General features: G+C 73.3%; 14 protein-coding genes, 1 rRNA gene and 1 pseudogene. 3 read left to right on the top strand and 13 right to left on the bottom strand.

Translation table 11 applies throughout. From position 1 onward, the window contains the following. Positions 1 to 14 precede the first annotated feature (14 nt). From ACGFIS_RS26910 to ACGFIS_RS26880, 7 genes and pseudogenes are all read right to left on the bottom strand, one after another. On the bottom strand, positions 15 to 1016 hold the full coding sequence (locus ACGFIS_RS26910; RefSeq protein WP_392973001.1) for a hypothetical protein: 1002 nt from the start codon (positions 1014 to 1016) through the stop codon (positions 15 to 17). Positions 1017 to 1020: 4 nt separating this feature from the next. Continuing rightward, positions 1021 to 1977, bottom strand: a complete 957-nt coding sequence (locus ACGFIS_RS26905) for a copper transporter (protein ID WP_392905078.1) — start codon at positions 1975 to 1977, stop codon at positions 1021 to 1023. Continuing rightward, entirely contained in the window at positions 1974 to 3212 is a 1239-nt protein-coding gene (steA, locus tag ACGFIS_RS26900) for a putative cytokinetic ring protein SteA (protein WP_392905080.1), read from the bottom strand. The genes ACGFIS_RS26905 and steA overlap by 4 nt, the downstream gene beginning before the upstream one ends. 104 nt (positions 3213 to 3316) lie before the next feature. Continuing rightward, positions 3317 to 5023: a DNA repair protein RecN gene (gene recN, locus ACGFIS_RS26895; protein ID WP_392905155.1), complete on the bottom strand. Its 1707-nt coding sequence runs from the start codon at positions 5021 to 5023 to the stop codon at positions 3317 to 3319. A gap of 211 nt (positions 5024 to 5234) precedes the next feature. Then, positions 5235 to 6122, bottom strand: a pseudogene (locus tag ACGFIS_RS26890) (NAD kinase); the annotation flags it as partial. A 113-nt stretch (positions 6123 to 6235) separates the two neighbouring features. Next, positions 6236 to 7039, bottom strand: coding sequence for a TlyA family RNA methyltransferase (locus ACGFIS_RS26885; RefSeq protein ID WP_392905083.1), 804 nt, complete (start codon positions 7037 to 7039; stop codon positions 6236 to 6238). After that, positions 7036 to 7365 (bottom strand): hypothetical protein, encoded by a 330-nt coding sequence (locus ACGFIS_RS26880; RefSeq protein ID WP_392905085.1) that lies wholly within the window; start codon positions 7363 to 7365, stop codon positions 7036 to 7038. The genes ACGFIS_RS26885 and ACGFIS_RS26880 overlap by 4 nt, the downstream gene beginning before the upstream one ends. Before the next feature lie 111 nt (positions 7366 to 7476). Between ACGFIS_RS26880 and ACGFIS_RS26875 the strand changes: the two genes are divergently transcribed. Continuing rightward, positions 7477 to 7818 (top strand): SCP2 sterol-binding domain-containing protein, encoded by a 342-nt coding sequence (locus tag ACGFIS_RS26875; protein ID WP_392905088.1) that lies wholly within the window; start codon positions 7477 to 7479, stop codon positions 7816 to 7818. Here ACGFIS_RS26875 and ACGFIS_RS26870 read toward each other — a convergent pair whose 3' ends face one another. The 3 genes from ACGFIS_RS26870 to ACGFIS_RS26860 all read right to left on the bottom strand — a co-directional run bounded on the left by ACGFIS_RS26870 (position 7819) and on the right by ACGFIS_RS26860 (position 10524). After that, positions 7819 to 8892 (bottom strand): glycerophosphodiester phosphodiesterase family protein, encoded by a 1074-nt coding sequence (locus ACGFIS_RS26870; RefSeq protein ID WP_392972999.1) that lies wholly within the window; start codon positions 8890 to 8892, stop codon positions 7819 to 7821. A 127-nt stretch (positions 8893 to 9019) separates the two neighbouring features. Then, positions 9020 to 10021 (bottom strand): HAD-IIA family hydrolase, encoded by a 1002-nt coding sequence (locus tag ACGFIS_RS26865; protein WP_392905157.1) that lies wholly within the window; start codon positions 10019 to 10021, stop codon positions 9020 to 9022. Between the two features lie 71 nt (positions 10022 to 10092). Further along, a complete protein-coding gene (locus tag ACGFIS_RS26860; RefSeq protein ID WP_392905093.1) occupies positions 10093 to 10524 on the bottom strand; it encodes a tetratricopeptide repeat protein in 432 nt (143 codons plus the stop codon). Between the two features lie 99 nt (positions 10525 to 10623). On the opposite strand from ACGFIS_RS26860, the gene ACGFIS_RS26855 reads away from it, so the two are divergent. Both ACGFIS_RS26855 and ACGFIS_RS26850 read left to right on the top strand, forming a co-directional pair. Continuing rightward, entirely contained in the window at positions 10624 to 12006 is a 1383-nt protein-coding gene (locus ACGFIS_RS26855; protein ID WP_392905095.1) for a DUF1015 family protein, read from the top strand. Between the two features lie 45 nt (positions 12007 to 12051). Then, positions 12052 to 12990: an MBL fold metallo-hydrolase gene (locus tag ACGFIS_RS26850; RefSeq protein WP_392972997.1), complete on the top strand. Its 939-nt coding sequence runs from the start codon at positions 12052 to 12054 to the stop codon at positions 12988 to 12990. 24 nt (positions 12991 to 13014) lie between these two features. On the opposite strand, the gene ACGFIS_RS26845 is transcribed toward ACGFIS_RS26850, so the two are convergent. The 3 genes from ACGFIS_RS26845 to rrf form a co-directional block, all read right to left on the bottom strand. Further along, positions 13015 to 14181 carry an alkaline phosphatase PhoX gene (locus tag ACGFIS_RS26845; RefSeq protein WP_392905099.1) on the bottom strand — a complete coding sequence of 389 codons (1167 nt, stop codon included), beginning with the start codon at positions 14179 to 14181 and terminating at the stop codon, positions 13015 to 13017. Between the two features lie 105 nt (positions 14182 to 14286). Next, positions 14287 to 15378 (bottom strand): hypothetical protein, encoded by a 1092-nt coding sequence (locus ACGFIS_RS26840; RefSeq protein ID WP_392972995.1) that lies wholly within the window; start codon positions 15376 to 15378, stop codon positions 14287 to 14289. 1168 nt (positions 15379 to 16546) lie between these two features. Beyond that, positions 16547 to 16634, bottom strand: a 5S ribosomal RNA gene (rrf, locus tag ACGFIS_RS26835); the annotation flags it as partial.

Genomic DNA, 16634 nt, shown 5'->3' with positions numbered 1-16634 from the left:
GGTGTCCGGCCGGCCTACGCGGGACCGGCGGTGACGCCGTCGCCCGCCGACCCCGGCTGCGGCGGGACGGACGGGCGGAACGCGTCCCGCACGTCGGGCTTCTCCGCCGCGCCGGGGGACGCGGGTGCGGGCACGGTCGCGGCCACCGGGCGGCGGCCGAGCATGTCGAGCCGGTTCAGCACCGGGTTGCCCGCGATGACCTTGGTGAAGCTGACGAACTCGCTGGCGGCGTTCAGCCCGGCCAGCCCGGCCAGCACGGCCAGGCGCGGGCGGCGGCCGAGCCGGGTGGCGGCCAGGCCGAGCAGCGCGCCGAGCGCGTTGGAGCCGGTGTCGCCGAGCATCGCGCGTTCGGCGAGGTCCTCGGGCAGCAGCGCGGCGGCGGCGCCGAGCGGCGCGGCCACGACGGCGGACGACGGCCGCGCCAGCGCCAGCGGCGCACCGGTGATCACGCCGACCTTGATGGCGCGGCCCGGACGCAGGTCGAACAGGTTCATCAGGTTCGCGGACCCGGCGATGATCGCGCCGTTGACGAGGGCGTCGAACGCGCGGCCCGTCCGGGACGGGGCGGGCGACCCGGCGACGGCGGCGGCGGCCAGCCCGGTCGCGCCGATGCCGAGGATCTTCACGGCGCCGCTGGTGACCTCGCCGCGGGCCAGCGCGGTCAGGTGGCCCTTGAAACCGCGGGACGAGGCGGAGCCCGCCAGGTCGTCGTAGCCGCCCAGCAGCCCGGACCCGGCGCCCGCGAGTAGCGCGGCTGCGCGCATCCGGCCTTCCACGCCGGGCGCCAGCAGCCCGGCCGCGGCGGCGCCCGCGACGACCGCGGGCCCCTCCAGCAGCGTCACCGGCTCGCCGCGGTGGTTGGTGCGGCCCCACACCTCCTCGCCCGGCAGCCCGTTGAGGCCGGGGGGGTTGCGCGTCATCGCCGTGTAGGCGGCGCGTGCGGCGGCGGCGCCCAGGCCCGCACCGGCCAGCAGCCGTGCGGTCCGCGCCGAGCCGGAGGCGAAGCGTCGCTTCATCAGGTCACCCGTTCTTCCCCGCCGTGGGCGCGGGCGAGGGCAGGTAGCCGCTCACACCGGCACCCGTCCCGTACTGCCCGGACTTGCCGCCCATCTCGTTCTGCAGCGCCAGGATCGTCACGACCTGCCCCGAGGCGGTGTCCACCACGTCGACGGTGGAGACCGACTCCTCGGCGTCGGAGTCGCGCAGCGCCGCGATCAGCCCGCCCTCCTGCGCGGAGGTGGAGGGGCCACCGACGACCGTACCGCGCCCGGCGGCGTCGAGTGCGGTGGCCAGCGAGATCAGCGCCTTGTTGTCGTCACCGCCGCCGTCGTAGGCGTACGGGGTGGCGGGCCCGATCATCACGGCGAGCGTCGCGTGCTGCCCCGGCTTGCCGCTCGCGGTGATGTACCCGGCCTCCTTGAAGCCGTTCAGGACGGCGCCGCTGGCGGCGTCCTCACGGCCGGACTGGGTGGGGTCCTGGGTGACCAGGGCGTCCGCGAGGACCGCGCCCGCCTTCTCGTAGGCGCCCGCGTTCTCGGGGAACGTGACGTCGTCGGCCTTCAGTTGCGTGGCGAGTTCGTCGACGGTGATCCGCTGGTCGTCGTCCAGGAGCTTCTTCTGGATCGTGACGCGGCCGGTGACGGCGGCGCCCGCGTTCTTGGCCAGCTCGCTGACCTGCTCAATGCTGTCGTTGCCCGCGCCCGGCGTCTCGATCATCACGACGGACTGGTCCTTCAGCCGGTTCACGACGATCTGCGGCGCCAGCACGTTGGCGAACTGCTCCTGCCCGTTCACCTGCTGCTGCAGCTGCCGCTGCTGGTTGCGGGCCTGCTGGGCGGTCTTGGCGGCCTGGTTCGCCTGCTGCCGCAGGGTGTCGCTCACCGAGTCCGACAGCGTCGTGGAGCCCAGCACGATGCCGAGCGCCAGCGCCAGGAAGATCGCGACGATGGAGACGAGGTGGTATCGGAAATCGATCACGTGAAGAGTCCGGTCAGCCAGAAGACGAAGGCGTGCCAGCGGTCGGCGAGCAGGGGACTGATGACGTCCCCCGCCGGGGACATGGCGACGGCGGTGACGATGGCGATGAACGCGCCGAGGACGAGGAACAGCAGCGACCAGGTGGAGATCCGGCTGCGGTAGAGCCGGCTGACGCCCTTGGCGTCCACGAGCTTGCTGCCCACCCGGAGCCGCGTGAGGAACGTGGAGGCCATGCCGGCGCGGCCCTTGTCGAGGAACTCCACCATGTTGGCGTGCGTGCCGACCGCGACGATGAGCGTGGCGCCCTTCTCGTCGGCGAGCAGCATCGCGATGTCCTCGCTGGTGGCGGTGGCGGGGAACGTCACCGCCTCCTGGCCGAGGTCGTGCACCCGCTGCAGGCCGGGCGCGCGGCCGTCCCGGTAGGCGTGCACGACGATCTCGGCGCCGCACGTCAGCGCGTCGTCGGACACCGAGTCCATGTCCCCGACGATCATGTCGGGGCGGTAGCCGGCCTCCAGCAGCGCGTCGGCGCCGCCGTCCACCCCGATCAGGACGGGACGGTACTCGCGGATGTAGGGCCGCAGCGTCGCGATGTCCTCGCGGTAGTGGTAGCCGCGGACGACGATCAGCGCGTGCCGCCCATTGAGCTTCGTGGTGACCTCGGGGACGCCGACGCCGTCGATGAGCAGGTCGCGCTCGCGCTTGACGTACTCCATCGTGTTGGCGACGAACGCCTCCAGCTGGCTCGCGAGGCCCGCCTTCGCCTCGGTGAGCGCCGTCTCCACGGACTCGGCGGTCTGCTCGGTGCCCTTGGCGACGACGTCGTCGCCGCGGTGCACGGCGGGGCCCTCGACGCGGACCTGGTCGCCCTCCTGCAGCTTGGCGAAGATCTCCGGCCCGATGTCGTCGACCAGCGGGATGCCGGCCTGCAGCAGGATCTGCGGGCCGAGGTTCGGGTACCGGCCCGAGATGCTGGGCGCGACGTTGACGACGGCGCCGACCTGGCACGCCACCAGCGCCTCGGCGCTGACGCGGTCGAGATCGACATGGTCGATCACCGCGACCTCGCCGGGTTGCAGGCGCTTGGTCAGGTCCTTGGTGCGGCGGTCGAGCCGGACCGTGGCGCTGACCCCGGGCCGGCCGTCGTCGCGGCCGCGGCCGAGCGCGAGCACGCGCAGCGGCAGTTTCTGTGCCAGCCGGACGCGCCGCTCGGTGGTGGGTGACGGGTCGTTCATCACCGACCATCCTGCCAGAGCGCGGAGGCGATCGCCGGAAAGGACGACTGTCCAGGCGTGTCCGTTCGTGTACCCTCTGTAGCTTTTCGCGCGGTGGCGGGCTGTCACCGTTCTTCGGACGCCATGGCGAGGAGTTCTTCGGCGTGGGCGCGGCCGAGCTCGGAGTCCTCCAGGCCGGCGAGCATCCGCGACAGCTCCCGTACCCGCCCCTCCCTGTCCAGTGCGGTGACGCCGCTGCTGGTGACGGTGCCGTCGTCGGACTTCTCCACCAGGAGATGCTGGTCGGCGAACGCCGCGACCTGCGGCAGGTGCGTGACGACGATCACCTGGGCGTTGCGGGCCAGCCGCGCGAGCCGCCGCCCGATCTCCACCGCCGCCTTGCCTCCGACGCCCGCGTCGACCTCGTCGAACACGAACGTCGGCACCGGGTCGGCACCGGCGAACACGACCTCGATCGCCAGCATCACCCGGGACAGCTCACCGCCCGAGGCGCCCTTGTGCAGCGGCAGCGGGTTGGCGCCCGGATGCGGCGCGAGCCGCACCTCCACCTCGTCGAGGCCGTGGGGGCCGTAGTCCCCGGTCGGCGCGACGGTGACGATGACGCGGGCGTGCGGCATCGCCAGCGCGGTCAGCTCCTCGGTGACGGCGCCGGAGAACCGCTCGGCGGCGCGGGTGCGGACCTCGGTCAGCTCCCCCGCCTCCGCGGCGAGCCGCTCGGTCAGCTCCGCGTGCTCGGCCCGCAGCCCCTCGATGCGGTCGTCGTCGCCCTCCAGTTCCGTCAGCCGCGCCGCGGACCGCCGCGCCCACTCCAGGACCTCCGCGACCGTCGCGTCCGGGCCGCCGTACTTGCGGATCAGCCCGGTCAGCTCGGCCCGCCGCTCCTGGACGACCGCGAGCCGCGCCGGGTCGGCGTCCACCGACTCGGCGTAGGACGCGAGGTCGGTGCCGACGTCGGCGACCAGGTAGCCGGCCTCGGCGAGCCGGTCGGCGAGCGCCGCCAGCTCCGGGTCGTGCTCGCGGACGGCGTCCAGCGCGTTGCGTGCCTGGCCGAGCAGGTTCGTCACGTTCGCGGCCTCGAACGCGGCCGCCGCGTCGCCGAGCAGCGCCTCGTGGGCGGTGTCGGCGGCGCCGCGCAGCGCGTCGGCGTGCCCGAGCCGCTCCTCCTCGGCGGCGAGGTCGGTGTCCTCGCCGTCCTTCGGGTCGACCTTCTCGATCTCCTCCAGGCCGAAGCGGAGCACGTCCGCCTCCTGGGACCGCTCGCGCGCCCGCGTCGTCAGCTCCTCCAGCAGCGCGGTGACCTGCCGGTGCCGCTGGTACGCCTTGGTGTAGGCGCGCATCGGCTTGGTCAGCGCGCCGCCCGCGTAGCGGTCGAGGGCGCCGCGCTGGCGCGCCGACTGCAGCAGCCGCTGCTGGTCGGACTGCCCGTGCACGGCGACGAGATCGTCCGCGAGGTTGATCAGCACGTTCACCGGGACGGACCGCCCGCCGAGGAACGCGCGGGAGCGGCCCTCCGCCGACACCGACCGGGTGACGATCAGCGCGCCGTCGTCCAGTTCGCCTCCGGACTCCTCGACGCGTTCCACGACGCGGCCGCCCGGATCGACGACGATGCGCCCCTCCACGGTGGCGCGGTCGGCGCCGGGCCGGACCCGCTGCGGGTCGGCGCGGCCGCCGAACAGCAGCCCGAGGCTCGTGACCACCATCGTCTTGCCCGCCCCGGTCTCACCGGTCACGACGTTGAACCCCGGGGACAGATCGAGCACGGCCTCGTCGATCACTCCGAGGCCCTGAATCCGCACCTCATCGACCATCGGGCGCACCAGCGTCACAACCCTCCGCAAACAGATCCCGGATCAGCGCCTGTGGAGATTATCCCCTCTCCTCGCCGGGCGCTTCCCCGTCCGGCGCCGCGGGACCGCCGCGGCGGAGCACGCCCGGCCCCGGATGGCCGACGATGCCGCCCGCCGCCGGGGCGTCCCCGACCTGCGAATCCTGCAGCGGAGGGGACGGGCGCGCGGGCTGGCGGACCCGGCCCCGCCAGCCCGTCACGGGAAGCCCGAACTTCGTGACCAGCCGGTCGGTGAACGGGGTGAGGTGCAGCCGCGCCAGCCTCACCGGCTCGGCGCCGCGCCTGACCTCCACCCGCGCGCCCGGGGGCAGGTCGAGGGTGCGGCGGCCGTCGCACCACAGGACGGCGCGGGGCGTGCCGGGCAGCACCTCCACCGCCACCGACGAGCGCGGCGACACCACCAGCGGCCGCGCGAACAGCGAATGCGCGCTGATCGGCACGACCAGCATCGCCTCGACCTCCGGCCACACCACCGGCCCGCCGGCCGAGAACGCGTACGCGGTGGATCCGGTCGGTGTGGCGCACACCACGCCGTCGCAGCCCCAGTTCGACAGCGGCCGGCCGTCGATCTCGGCGACGACCTCCAGCATCCGCTCCCGCTCGCCCTTCTCGATGCTCGCCTCGTTCAGCGCCCACGTCGTGCCCATGACCGTGCCGTTGCGGCGCGCGGTGACGTCGATCGTCATGCGCTCCTCGACGTCGTAGCGGCGGGTCACGACGCGGTCGACGGTGGCGGCGAGGTCCTCCCGCTCGGCCTCGGCGAGGAACCCGACATGGCCGAGGTTCACGCCGAGCAGCGCCGTGCCGGACGTGCGGGTCAGGTCGGCGGCGCGCAGCAGCGTCCCGTCCCCGCCGAGGACCATGACGACCTCGGCGCCGTCGGCCGCCGCCGCCGTGCTGGGCATGACGTCGACGCCCGAGGCGCCGATCGCCGCGGCCTCGTCGTCCAGGACCCGCACGCAGATCCCGGCCTCGCTGAGCCGCTCGATGACCAGCTGGGCGCTGCGGACCGCCTCGGGACGCCCCGTGTGCGCCACGACCAGCACCGACCTTTTGCTCATGCTCTCGCCCCACTCCCCGACGCGCTACCGCGTACAGACGTCTGGACGAACATCCCCGTGGGGGACGTTCCCGGTTCGGACGCCTTCTGTACGGGCCCGTGAAGCGGCGCCGATCACTGCGGGCCCTCCGATATGGCCGTGGCCAGGTCGGCCTCGTCCAACGGCGGGGCACCTGCACGCAGCCACAAGAAATATTCCACGTTCCCCGACGGGCCCGGCAGCGGGCTGGCCGCCACGCCCCGGACGCCGAGGCCCAGCGTCGCCGCGTGCCCGGCCACGCCCCGGACCGCCTCGGCGCGCAGCTCGGGGTCGCGCACCACACCGCCCGCGCCGACCCTGTCCTTTCCGACCTCGAACTGCGGCTTCACCATGACCGCGTAGTCGGCGCCCGGTGCCGCGCACGCCTGCACCGGCGCGAGGACGAGCTTGAGGGAGATGAACGACAGATCGCCGACGACCAGGCCGGGAGGCGTGCCGCCGAGCATCCCGGGCTCCAGTTCGCGGATGTTCACCCGCTCCATGACGGTGACCCGTTCGTCCGTCCGCAATGACCACGCGATCTGCCCGTACCCGACGTCCACCGCGTACACGTGCGCGGCGCCCGCCCGCAGCAGCACGTCGGTGAACCCGCCGGTCGAGGCGCCCGCGTCCAGGCACACGCGGCCCTCGACCTCCAGGCCGCCGAACGCCTCCAGGGCGCCGGCGAGCTTGTGGCCGCCGCGCGAGACGTACTCGGGGCCGCGGGCGGCCTCCGCCACGACGATCGCGGCACCGGTCTCCACCTGCGTCGCCGGCTTCGCCGCGGTCTGCCCGCCGACCCGCACCCGCTGGTCGCCGATGAGCTGCCCGGCGTGCTCGCGCGACCGGGCCAGCCCCCGCCGCACGAGCTCCGCGTCCAGACGCCGCCTGGTGCTCACGGGCGGGGGCGGAGGGCGTCGGGAAAGGCGGGGCGGGGCTGCCCGGGCCGCTCGTCCTGGCCGTCCTGGCCGTTCTGGCCTTCCTGGCCGTCCTGGTCGGCGGAGGCGAGGAGCTCCTGGAGCCGCTGGTGGACGTCCTCGTAGATCTCCACGTGCTCGGAGACGGGCCGCGCGCCCAGCTCGGCCAGGCGGGCCACGGCGGCGTCCACGCGCGGGTCGCCGGTGGGGTCGGGTGGCGGGACGGCGGGGATCTCCGGCTCGTCCGGGGCCGGAACCACCTGCGCGGCCGGGGACTCCGGCACCTGCGCGGCCTCGTCGGACATCACGTTTACCTCCCAGTAGGCCCTGAGCGCCCGCGACGAGTCGCCTCCGGCTCATCCTGAACGCTACCGTCCCTGAACGACATCGTTGTCGCAGGAACGGGGAACGGCCTGACCATGGCGAACGAGGAGGACTGCCGGGCGGCGCTCGGCCGTGTCGCGGCGCGCCTGGAGGACGTGGACGGCGACCGGTTCGCCGAGCACGTGGTCGAGCGGACGATCAGCTGCCTGATCCCGGATCTCGGGGTGGCCTACCGCACCCGTCTCCACGGGGGCGGCCTCGACCCGTTCGAGCCGGACGACGACCCGGGCGCGGCCCAGGTCCGGCTCACCATGGACAGCGACGACCTCGTCGCGATGGCCCACGATGAGCTGAACCCGGCCAAGGCGTGGGCCGCGGGCCGCCTCAAGATCGAGGCGAGCATCTTCGACCTGCTCCGCCTGCGCAGGCTTCTCTGATCAGCGCTCCCGGTAGGCCCTGGGCAGCCTGAGGCCGCGCTCGGCCATGACGGCCCGGAGCCGGTCGGGGCGGTCGGTGATGATTCCGTCCACGCCGTCGTCGATGAGCTTGTTCATGGTCGGCTCGTCGTCCACCGTCCAGGGGACGACCTTCAGGCCGAGCCGGTGCGCCCGGTCCACCATCGCCTTCGTCACGTACGGGCGGTAACCGGGATCGGTGACCTTGCCGTTCTGCGGGAACCCGTGCACCGGGGAGAACGCCGACGCGCCGAACGACTTGACGGCCGTGAGCGGGTCACCGCCGAAGTCGTCGATGTCGATGCCGCCCAGCCAGGGCGACCTGCCCGGCTGCCCCGTCTGCAGGAAGTCGTAGTTGGTCAGCGCGACGAGGGGAAGCCGGCGCTCGACCTGCCGCATGCGCATCAGCGCGCCCCAGTCGAAGCTCTGGATCGTCACCTGCCGCAGCATCCGCGCCCGCCGGATCTCACGGACCGTGACCTGGACGAACTGCTCGCGCGGCGCGGTCTCCCTGGGTGCCCCGGCCTCGACCTTGGTCTCGATGTTCATCGTCACCCCGAACGCCCGGTACTTGCGGACGAGGCCGAAGACCTCGCTCAGCAGCGGCATCCGCTCGCCGGGCGCGGCCTTCTGCCCGGGGTGGGCGGGGAGGGTCAGGGAACCGCAGTCCAGGGTCCGCACCTGCTCAAGGGTGAGCGTGTTGACGTACTTCCCGACGTACGGGTACTCCGGGTCGTCCGGGCGGACGGGGCCGGTGTCCCGGCACTTGGCCTGGCTGACCCTGCGGTCGTGCGTGACGACCGCCTGCCCGTCCTCGGTGATCTGCACGTCCAGCTCCAGCGTGCTCACCCCGACCCGGAGGGCGTTGGCGAACGCGGGCAACGTGCTCTCCACCACCAGCCCGAGGCCGCCGCGGTGCGCCTGCAGGTCGAACGCGTGCTTGCCTCCCCGCCGGTCGGGGCCGTGCCGGTGCTCACCGGCCAGTGCGGGCCCAGCCGTCCCCACGAGGACCCCGATGAGGCCCGTCACCACTGCCGTACGGCGCCAGCCGCTCATGGCTCACTTCCTTCCGTGTCCAGCGGAACCGCCGATGCGGTCCGGGGGACACGTTCGGGCAGCGGCGCGACGTCCCGGCGTTCGCACGATGATCGTCGGGCGAACTGCCGATGTCCCTCCGGGGGGGTCAGAGGGAGAGGGACTCCACGGCGCCCGTCAGGGATTCCGCGGGCGGCGGCGTGCCGGTCTCCCAGGCGGCGGACGCGAGGGCGCGCAGGCCGTCGTAGGGGTCTCCGGATCCGGTGAGCGTGAACGCGCCGCCGTCGCGGCGGGCCGTCCATCCGCCGCAGCGGTGGCCGCCGTCCGCGCGGACGGGCTCCGGGTGCGGGACGAGCAGGCCGGTCAAGTCGGGCGCCAGGTAGGTGGGACGCCGGCCGGGCGGGGCGGTGAGGGCCTCCAGGGGGCCGGTGACGCCGGTGAACACGAGGAGGCTGTCGGCGTCCCCGTTGTTGGCGCCCTCGATGTCGGTGTCGAGGCGGTCGCCGACCACGAGGGGGCGGCGGGCGCCGGTGCGCCGGACCGACTCCTGGTGCAGCGGCCGCTCGGGCTTGCCGGTGACGATCGGCTCGACGCCGGTGGCGGAGCTGATCACGCGGAGCAGGGACCCGTTGCCCGGGTGCGGGGGCCCGTCGCCGCCGGGGATGGTGAGGTCCCCGTTGGAGCCGACGAACAGGGCACCCATGCTGACGGCCTGCGCGCCCTCGGACAGCAGCCCGTATCCGATCTCCGGGTAGTAGCCCTGCGCGACGGCGGCGGGCCGTCCGGCCGCGGTGGACACCGGGCGGAGCCCGTGCGCGTACAGGGCGTGCCGCAGGCCCATGCCGCCCACGACGAGGACCTCCGACCCGGCGGGGAGCCGTTCGGCGAGCAGCCGCGCCGCGGCCTGCGCCGAGGTGACCACGTCCTCCTCGTCCGCCGGGACGCCCACGTCGGTGAGCAGCGCCGCGACCGCCGACGGTGTCCGGGAGGCGTTGTTGGTCACGAACGCCAGCCGCTGCCCCGCCGCGCGGGCCTTGGCGAGCGACTCCGCCGCCGCGGGGACGGGTCTGCTGCCGACGTAGACGACCCCGTCGAGATCCAGCAGGGCGACGTCGTACGCCTCGCTCAGGGGACGGTCGCTGCCTTTCATCGGGCTCCTCATGACCATGATCGTACGGGGATTGTTACCGGCCGGTAAAACGTGGTGCGGGGCGGCGCGGGTCAGCCGCGGGACGCGAGCGTGGCCCTGGCGTGCCGCAGCGCCTTCGCGTAGTCCTCGTTCTCGGGGCGCATGGCGGCGGCGAGCGCCAGATGCCGGGCCGCGCCCTCGAAGTCGCCCATCCGGCTCAGGCACAGCCCGAGACCGAACCGCGCGTAGTCCTCGGCGGGCTCCTCCTCGATGATCGACTGGAAGCTCTCGGCCGCGGCACCGAACCGCCGCGCCCCGAAAAGCGCGCGGGCGAGCGCCTCACGGATGCTGTGCGACCCCGGCTCGGCCTCGGCGGCCCTGGCCAGCAGCTGCACCGCGGCGGCGGAGCTGCCCGCCCGGAGCAGCTCCAGGCCCCGCGTGTACCACTCGTAGACCCCGCCCTCCGGCGAGGCGGCCTGATCTCCCGGGGAATCCTCCGGCCGCCCAGGTCCTTGATGACTCATGTGGACCTCCCTCGCAATCCGACCGTACCCGCGTCGACCGGACGATCCGCGGCACCAGGACGGCCCGCCCCGACCAGGTACGCCCGCCAGGTGATTAGCATGCCCAGGGTGGACGACGACCTCCCCTCCGACCTCCCCTCCGGCCTCACCCCGGAGGAGTTCAGCGCCGGGATCTTCGGGACGGCGGAGCCGCGGACGGGCCGCGGCCTGGAGCTGACCCCCTTCCGCGGCGTCCGGTTCGTCCCCGAGGTCGCCGGCGACCTCGCCTCCGTCACCATGCCCCCGTACGACCTGATCGACGAGGCGGCGGCCCTGCGGCTGCTGGCGGGCGGCGGGCACAACATCGTCCGGCTCAACCTGCCGCGCGCGGCCGGGGAGGGCTACGACGCCGCGGGTGACCGGCTGCGCCGCTGGCTGGACGAGGGCGCCCTCACGACCGACCCCGATCCCGCCCTGTACGTCTACGAGGCGTCCCGGGACGGGACGGTCCTGCAACGCGGCCTGATCGGTGCCGTGGGGCTGCGCGCGGAGTCCGACGGGGTCGTGCTGCCGCACGAGAACGTCTTCCCCGGGCCGGTCCGCGACCGGCTCGCGCTGATGACGGCCGCGAACGCCAACCTGGAGCCGATCTTCCTCGTCTACGAGGGCGGCGGGGACGGCGAACGCGCCGGCGACCCGGGCGGCGGCGACGCGGCGCGGATCGTCGACGACACGGCCGCAGGGAGGCCCCTGATGGAGTTCCGTGCGGACGACGGGCTCACCCACCGGCTGTGGCGCATCACCGACCCGGCGCTGCACGCTCGCGTGTCCGCCGACATCCATGGCAAGCAGGCGCTCATCGCGGACGGCCACCACCGCTACGCCACCTACCGCGCCCTTCAGGCACGCCACCACGCCGCCGGCGACGGCCCCGGGCCATGGGACGCCGGGCTGGCGCTGCTGGTGGACTCCACGCGCTATCCGCCCCATCTGGGCGCGATTCACCGTGTCCTGCCGGGCCTCCGTCCGGACGACGCCGTCGAACAGGCCCGTAAGGTCTTCCGCGTCACCGACTTCCGGGACGAGGCGGACGCGGTCGAAGCGCTCGCCGAAGTGCCCGGCCCCGCGTTCCTCCTCGGTGGGGACGAGTCGCTGCACCTCCTCACCGACCCCGATTCCGGTGCGCTGGCCCGCTCCATGCCGTCCGAGCATTCGCCGCGCTGGCAGGGGCTCGACACCGCCGTCCTCGACCATCTCCTCATCGGGAGCGTGTGGAACGTCCCCGAGAACGAGGACGCCATCGAGGTCGTGCACGACGACCCGTCCGCCGCCATCGCCCGCGCCCGGCGCACCGGCGGCACCGCCGTCATCCTGAACCCCCTCAAGGCCGAGGACGTCCTGGCCGTCGCGGGCGAGGGCGAGCGGGTTCCCCGCAAGTCGACCTCGTTCGGCCCCAAACCCCGCACCGGCCTCGTCCTGCGCGTCCTCGACCACGGCCGATGACGGGACGGGTGGCCCCCGGGGGCCGCCGGGGACGATGATCGGGGCATGGACACCACGACCACGATCACGCCGCTCGGCGGGGACGTCTACGAGATCGACACGCGGATGGCCGGATACAGCGGCATCACCGCCGGCTACCTGATCATGTCCGACCGGCCCTGCCTGGTGGAGCCGGGCACGTCCGGCTCCGCACCCGTCGTGCAGGGGGCCCTGCGGGAACTGGGCATCGGGCCCGGCGACCTGGCGAGCGTGGTCGTCACGCACATCCACCTGGACCACGCGGGCGGCGTCGGCGACATCGCCCGGATGTACCCGCAGGCGGAGGTCGTCGTCCATGAGAAGGGCGCACGGCACCTGGCGGACCCGTCGCGGCTCATGCGCAGCGCCCGCATGGTGTACGGCGACAGCCTCGACACCTTGTTCGGCGAACTGAAACCGACGGACGCGGCACGGATCCGGGCCGTCGAGGACACCGGCATCATCGACCTGGGCGGCGGGCGGCGGCTGGAGTCGCACTACTCCCCCGGCCACGCCAAACACCATGTCGGGCTGATGGACTCCCAGACCGGCGACCTCTACGTCGGCGACGCCGCCGGGATCTACATCCCCGAGACCGCCGACGTGAAGCCCGCGACGCCGCCGCCGGACTTCGACCTCGACACCGCGCTGGCCTCGCTCGGCAGGTTCCGGTCGCTCGGCCCGCAGCGGCTGCTGTTCGCGCACTACGGCCCCGTGACCGAGGTCGACGACACGCTGGAGCGGTCGGCCGAGGAACTGCGGATCTGGGTGGACGCCGTCCGCGACGCCAAGGACCAGGGCCTCGACCTCGACCACGCCGTGGCGGCGGTCGTCGACCGCACCAAGGACCGCTACGCCATCACGGGCGACGACGTCGACCCCGATCTGGCCGCCAAGTACGAGGTCCTCAACAGCGCCGAGAGCAACGTCGCCGGGATCATGCACTCCCTGGGCAGGCACGCCTGACCGGTTCCGGGCCGCCTGCGGGTCTCAGTGGCGGAAGGGGCCGGTCACCTCGAACGTGCAGCCGTCCGTCCCGGCGATGAACCCGCTCTTGCCGCGCTGGGACGAGAAGTACAGGCGCGACCCGTCCGGGCTGAACGCCGGGCCGGTGATCTCCGACTCGTCGTGCCCGACGACGCGCAGGAACGGAGTCACGATCCCGTCGGGGGTGATGAGGTTGATCTCCATGTTGTCGCCGTCCTCGGCGACGTACAGGTCACCGGACGACGTACCGGTCAGGTTGTCGACGTTGTGCAGGGGCGCCTCGCCGTTCGTGACGAGGTCGTCGTCGTAGGCGATGTCCAGCCGCTCGGCGGCCGCGTCGTACGCCCACACACGGCCGTCGCCCTTGGTGGTGAAGTAGCAGACGCCGTTCGTGTAGTAGCAGCCTTCGCCACCGTCGAAATGCATGGCCTCCGCCACCTGCTCACGCGTCGCGGTGAGCCAGTACTCGGGGTTGGGCACCTTCGCCCACCGGACGGGGCCCGTTCCGGAGCCGACCAGCACTTCGAGCGTCCCGGACGACAGGTCGCCCCACGTCCGCGGCAGGAACCGGTAGAAGCACCCGTCGGACTGGTCCTCGGTGAGGTAGACGACCTTCCGTTCGGGGTCGGACGCCGCGGCCTCGTGCTTGAACCGCCCCATCGCGGGACGGGCCACCGCCGAGTCCTCGCCGCGCGGGTCCGTCTCCCACACGAGCCCGAAGTCGTGCTCCTCGCACGACAGCCACGTGTTCCACGGCGTCGCACCGCCGGCGCAGTTGAGCGAGGTGCCGTTCAGGGTCCGGTAGGCGGACGTGACCTTGCCGGACGCGTCGAACCGCACGGCGGACACCCCACCGACGATCGGGACCTCCGAGTTGCTGACGTAGATCCAGCCGTCCCCGTCGGTGAAGCACGCGCCGCCGTCGGGCGCCGGATGCCAGGTGTGCCTCGTCCCCTCCACACGCTGAAGGGACCGCGCCACGATCCGGCTCGAGAATCCCTCCGGGAGCTGGAGCCCGTTGCCGTCCACGGCCTGAAGCGGACCGTACGGGCTGGGGCCGGGCTGCGCCGGCCCCGAGGCGAAGGCCTGCTGCCACAGGGCACCCGAGAAGGCGGTCGTACCACCCGCGACGGCGGCGGCACGCAGGAACATACGTCGGTTCAGGGGCATGATCACTCCAGGAGTCGATCACCACCGGACATCTCCGGCGGCCCCCCGAACGGCACGGTCCCGTGAATATCTGGCGAAACCTACCCGCCAGTCAAGTAGGACACGTCATTCCGAGGACGGCGGCTGCTCCTCCTCGGCCCGCTCCGGCTCCAGGAACACCACGGAAACGTCCGGCGCCCCGTCCCCGGGCGCCTCCGGCTCCTCGGGCCCGGCGGCCTTGAACTCGATGTCGGTCGCCGACACCTCCTCGGCGCCGGCCACGCCCCCTGCGGACCCGCCGTCCTCGGCGTCGACGCCCTCAGCCCCCGCATCCACCCGAACGGCGTCATCGGATTCGGCACCCTCAGGAACGGCGCTCTCCGCAACGCCCCCCTCGGACTCGCCCCCATCGGCAGTGGCGACCTCAGGCGCGGCCTCCTGGGAAACGAGGTCCTCCGGAGCCGTGACCTCGGAAGCCACACCTTCGGCGACGACGCCTTCGGTTTCGTCGCCCTCGGTTTCGTGGTCCTCGGTGTCGACGATGTGCAGGCCTTCGAGCTCGGCGTACCGTTCGGCGGCGTCGGTGTCGCCGTCCCGGTCGGCCGCCGCGGCACGCGCGAACCAGTCGGACGCCTCGTCCTCCCGCCCGGCCTCCACCAACGCATCCGCGTAGGCGTAGAACAGCCTCGTCGACCACGGCCTGAGCCGCCTGTCGCGAAGCTCGGGGATCTGCAAGGTCACAACTGCCGCGTCAAGCTGCCCAAGGTCGCGGCGTACACCGGACTCGACGATGCGCAGCTCGACTCGGCCCATCGGGTCGAGGCTCTTCGCCTCAGGCGACTTGATCAGGTCCAGTGCGCGTTCGGGACGTCCGAGACCACGTTCGCAGTCGGCCATCACCGGCAGGTAGGACTCGTCGCCGGCGCTGAGCCGACGCGCGGCCCGCAGCTCCGCGAGCGCCTCCGACCATTCGCCCGCGTGGTAGGCCGCGATCCCGGCCGCCTCCCGCACGACTCCGACCCGCGACGCGAGCCGACGCGCGGCGCGCGCGTGCTTGTAGGCCCGCTCGGGCTCCTCCTCGGCCAGCCGACCCGCCATCACAAGATGCCGGGCGACCTTCGCGGCCAACTCCTTCGGCAGCGTGCGCAGTTCGGCCCGTGCCTCCTCGTCCAGCTCCTCGCCGGTGACGTCGTCCGGCAGGATCGGGTCGTCGTACACCGGCGCGGGACGCTCGCGCTCGTCCGAGTGTGTTCGCCGGTCCGGGCGGTCGCGGCGCGGCCCGGTAGGGCGTCCACTACCGTCCTGCGGGCGCCTCGGCCCGCCGCGTCCCTTGAAGGCCCGGTCACGATCTCCTGGGCGCCCTTCACGCTTGCCTTCGAACGGGCGTCCACCGGGCCGTCGCTCATCCCGTTTGCCGCGGTCGTCCCGTCTGCCACGGTCGTCGCGGTCCTGGAAACGGCGCTCCCCCTGGCCGCTACCGGTCTGGCGGCCGTTCGGTCGCCCCTCACGACGCGGGCCACCTCCCTCGCCGGGGCGAGAACCACGTGCTCCCGGGTAACGCCCCTCACGGCGCTCGCCACCCTGACCGCCACGAGGCGCACCGAAACGACCCTGCGGCCGCTCACCACGCGGCCCACCGGAACGACCCTCCGGCCGTCCCTCCCGGCGCTCACCGCCCTGACCACCACGAGGCGCACCGAAACGACCCTGCGGCCGCTCACCACGCGAACCACCCGGACCGCTTTCCCGACGACCCTCCGGCCGCCCCTCCCGGCGCTCGCCGCTCTGACCACCACGGGGCGCATTGAAGCGACCTTGCGGCCGCTCACCACGCGGCCCACCGGAACGACCTTCCGACCGTCCCTCCCGGCGCTCGCCGCTCTGACCGCCGCGAGGCGCATTGAAGCGACCTTCCCGGCGCTCTCCACGCGGCCCGCTGGGACGACCTTCCCGACGATCGTCAGAACGTCCCTCACGGGAGTCTGTTCGCCGGTCATCGGAGCGCTTGAACGGACGGCCGGGTTTCCGGTCATCGCGCTTACCACGCGCGTCCCGGTCCTTGTCCTTCCCGCCACCGGGACGGCCACGGCCACCCTGCTGCCCGCCGGCGCGAGGCGCTCCTCCACGAGGACCACCGCCTTGACGGCCACCGGAGCCACCCGGGCCGCCACGAGCGCCGCCCCCACGACGGGGAGGCGTGGTCCGCCTTCCGTCATCGCCCCGCCGCTCACGGTTGTCGCCGCTACGGCCGTCCTCTTCCGCGCTCATCACGTGTCCGTCACTGTTCTTGAAGGGTGGTTCCGTGGACTCTTGCAGCCTACTTTGCGGCCCCACGACATGCGTCGAGGGCCGCCCCAAAAATCGGGGCGACCCTCGACCAATATGAGTCCGGCGGTGTCCTACTCTCCCACACAGTCTCCCATGCAGTACCATCGGCGCTGAAGGGCTTAACTTCCGGGTTCGGGATGGGACCG

Source organism: Spirillospora sp. NPDC048824 (assembly GCF_043198455.1).
Lineage (GTDB): Bacteria > Actinomycetota > Actinomycetes > Streptosporangiales > Streptosporangiaceae > Spirillospora.
Note: the sequence above shows the minus strand (reverse complement) of the source record. Positions and strands in the feature narration are given on the sequence as shown.

Coding starts and splice junctions, on each gene's coding strand:
- ACGFIS_RS26865 (WP_392905157.1), bottom strand. CDS start 10,021: ATGAAAGGCAGCGACCGTCCCCTGAGCGAGGCGTACGACGTCGCCCTG.
- ACGFIS_RS26870 (WP_392972999.1), bottom strand. CDS start 8,892: ATGAGCGGCTGGCGCCGTACGGCAGTGGTGACGGGCCTCATCGGGGTC.
- ACGFIS_RS26860 (WP_392905093.1), bottom strand. CDS start 10,524: ATGAGTCATCAAGGACCTGGGCGGCCGGAGGATTCCCCGGGAGATCAG.
- recN (WP_392905155.1), bottom strand. CDS start 5,023: ATGGTCGATGAGGTGCGGATTCAGGGCCTCGGAGTGATCGACGAGGCC.
- ACGFIS_RS26850 (WP_392972997.1), top strand. CDS start 12,052: ATGGACACCACGACCACGATCACGCCGCTCGGCGGGGACGTCTACGAG.
- ACGFIS_RS26855 (WP_392905095.1), top strand. CDS start 10,624: ATGCCCAGGGTGGACGACGACCTCCCCTCCGACCTCCCCTCCGGCCTC.
- steA (WP_392905080.1), bottom strand. CDS start 3,212: ATGAACGACCCGTCACCCACCACCGAGCGGCGCGTCCGGCTGGCACAG.
- ACGFIS_RS26875 (WP_392905088.1), top strand. CDS start 7,477: ATGGCGAACGAGGAGGACTGCCGGGCGGCGCTCGGCCGTGTCGCGGCG.
- ACGFIS_RS26910 (WP_392973001.1), bottom strand. CDS start 1,016: ATGAAGCGACGCTTCGCCTCCGGCTCGGCGCGGACCGCACGGCTGCTG.
- ACGFIS_RS26845 (WP_392905099.1), bottom strand. CDS start 14,181: ATGCCCCTGAACCGACGTATGTTCCTGCGTGCCGCCGCCGTCGCGGGT.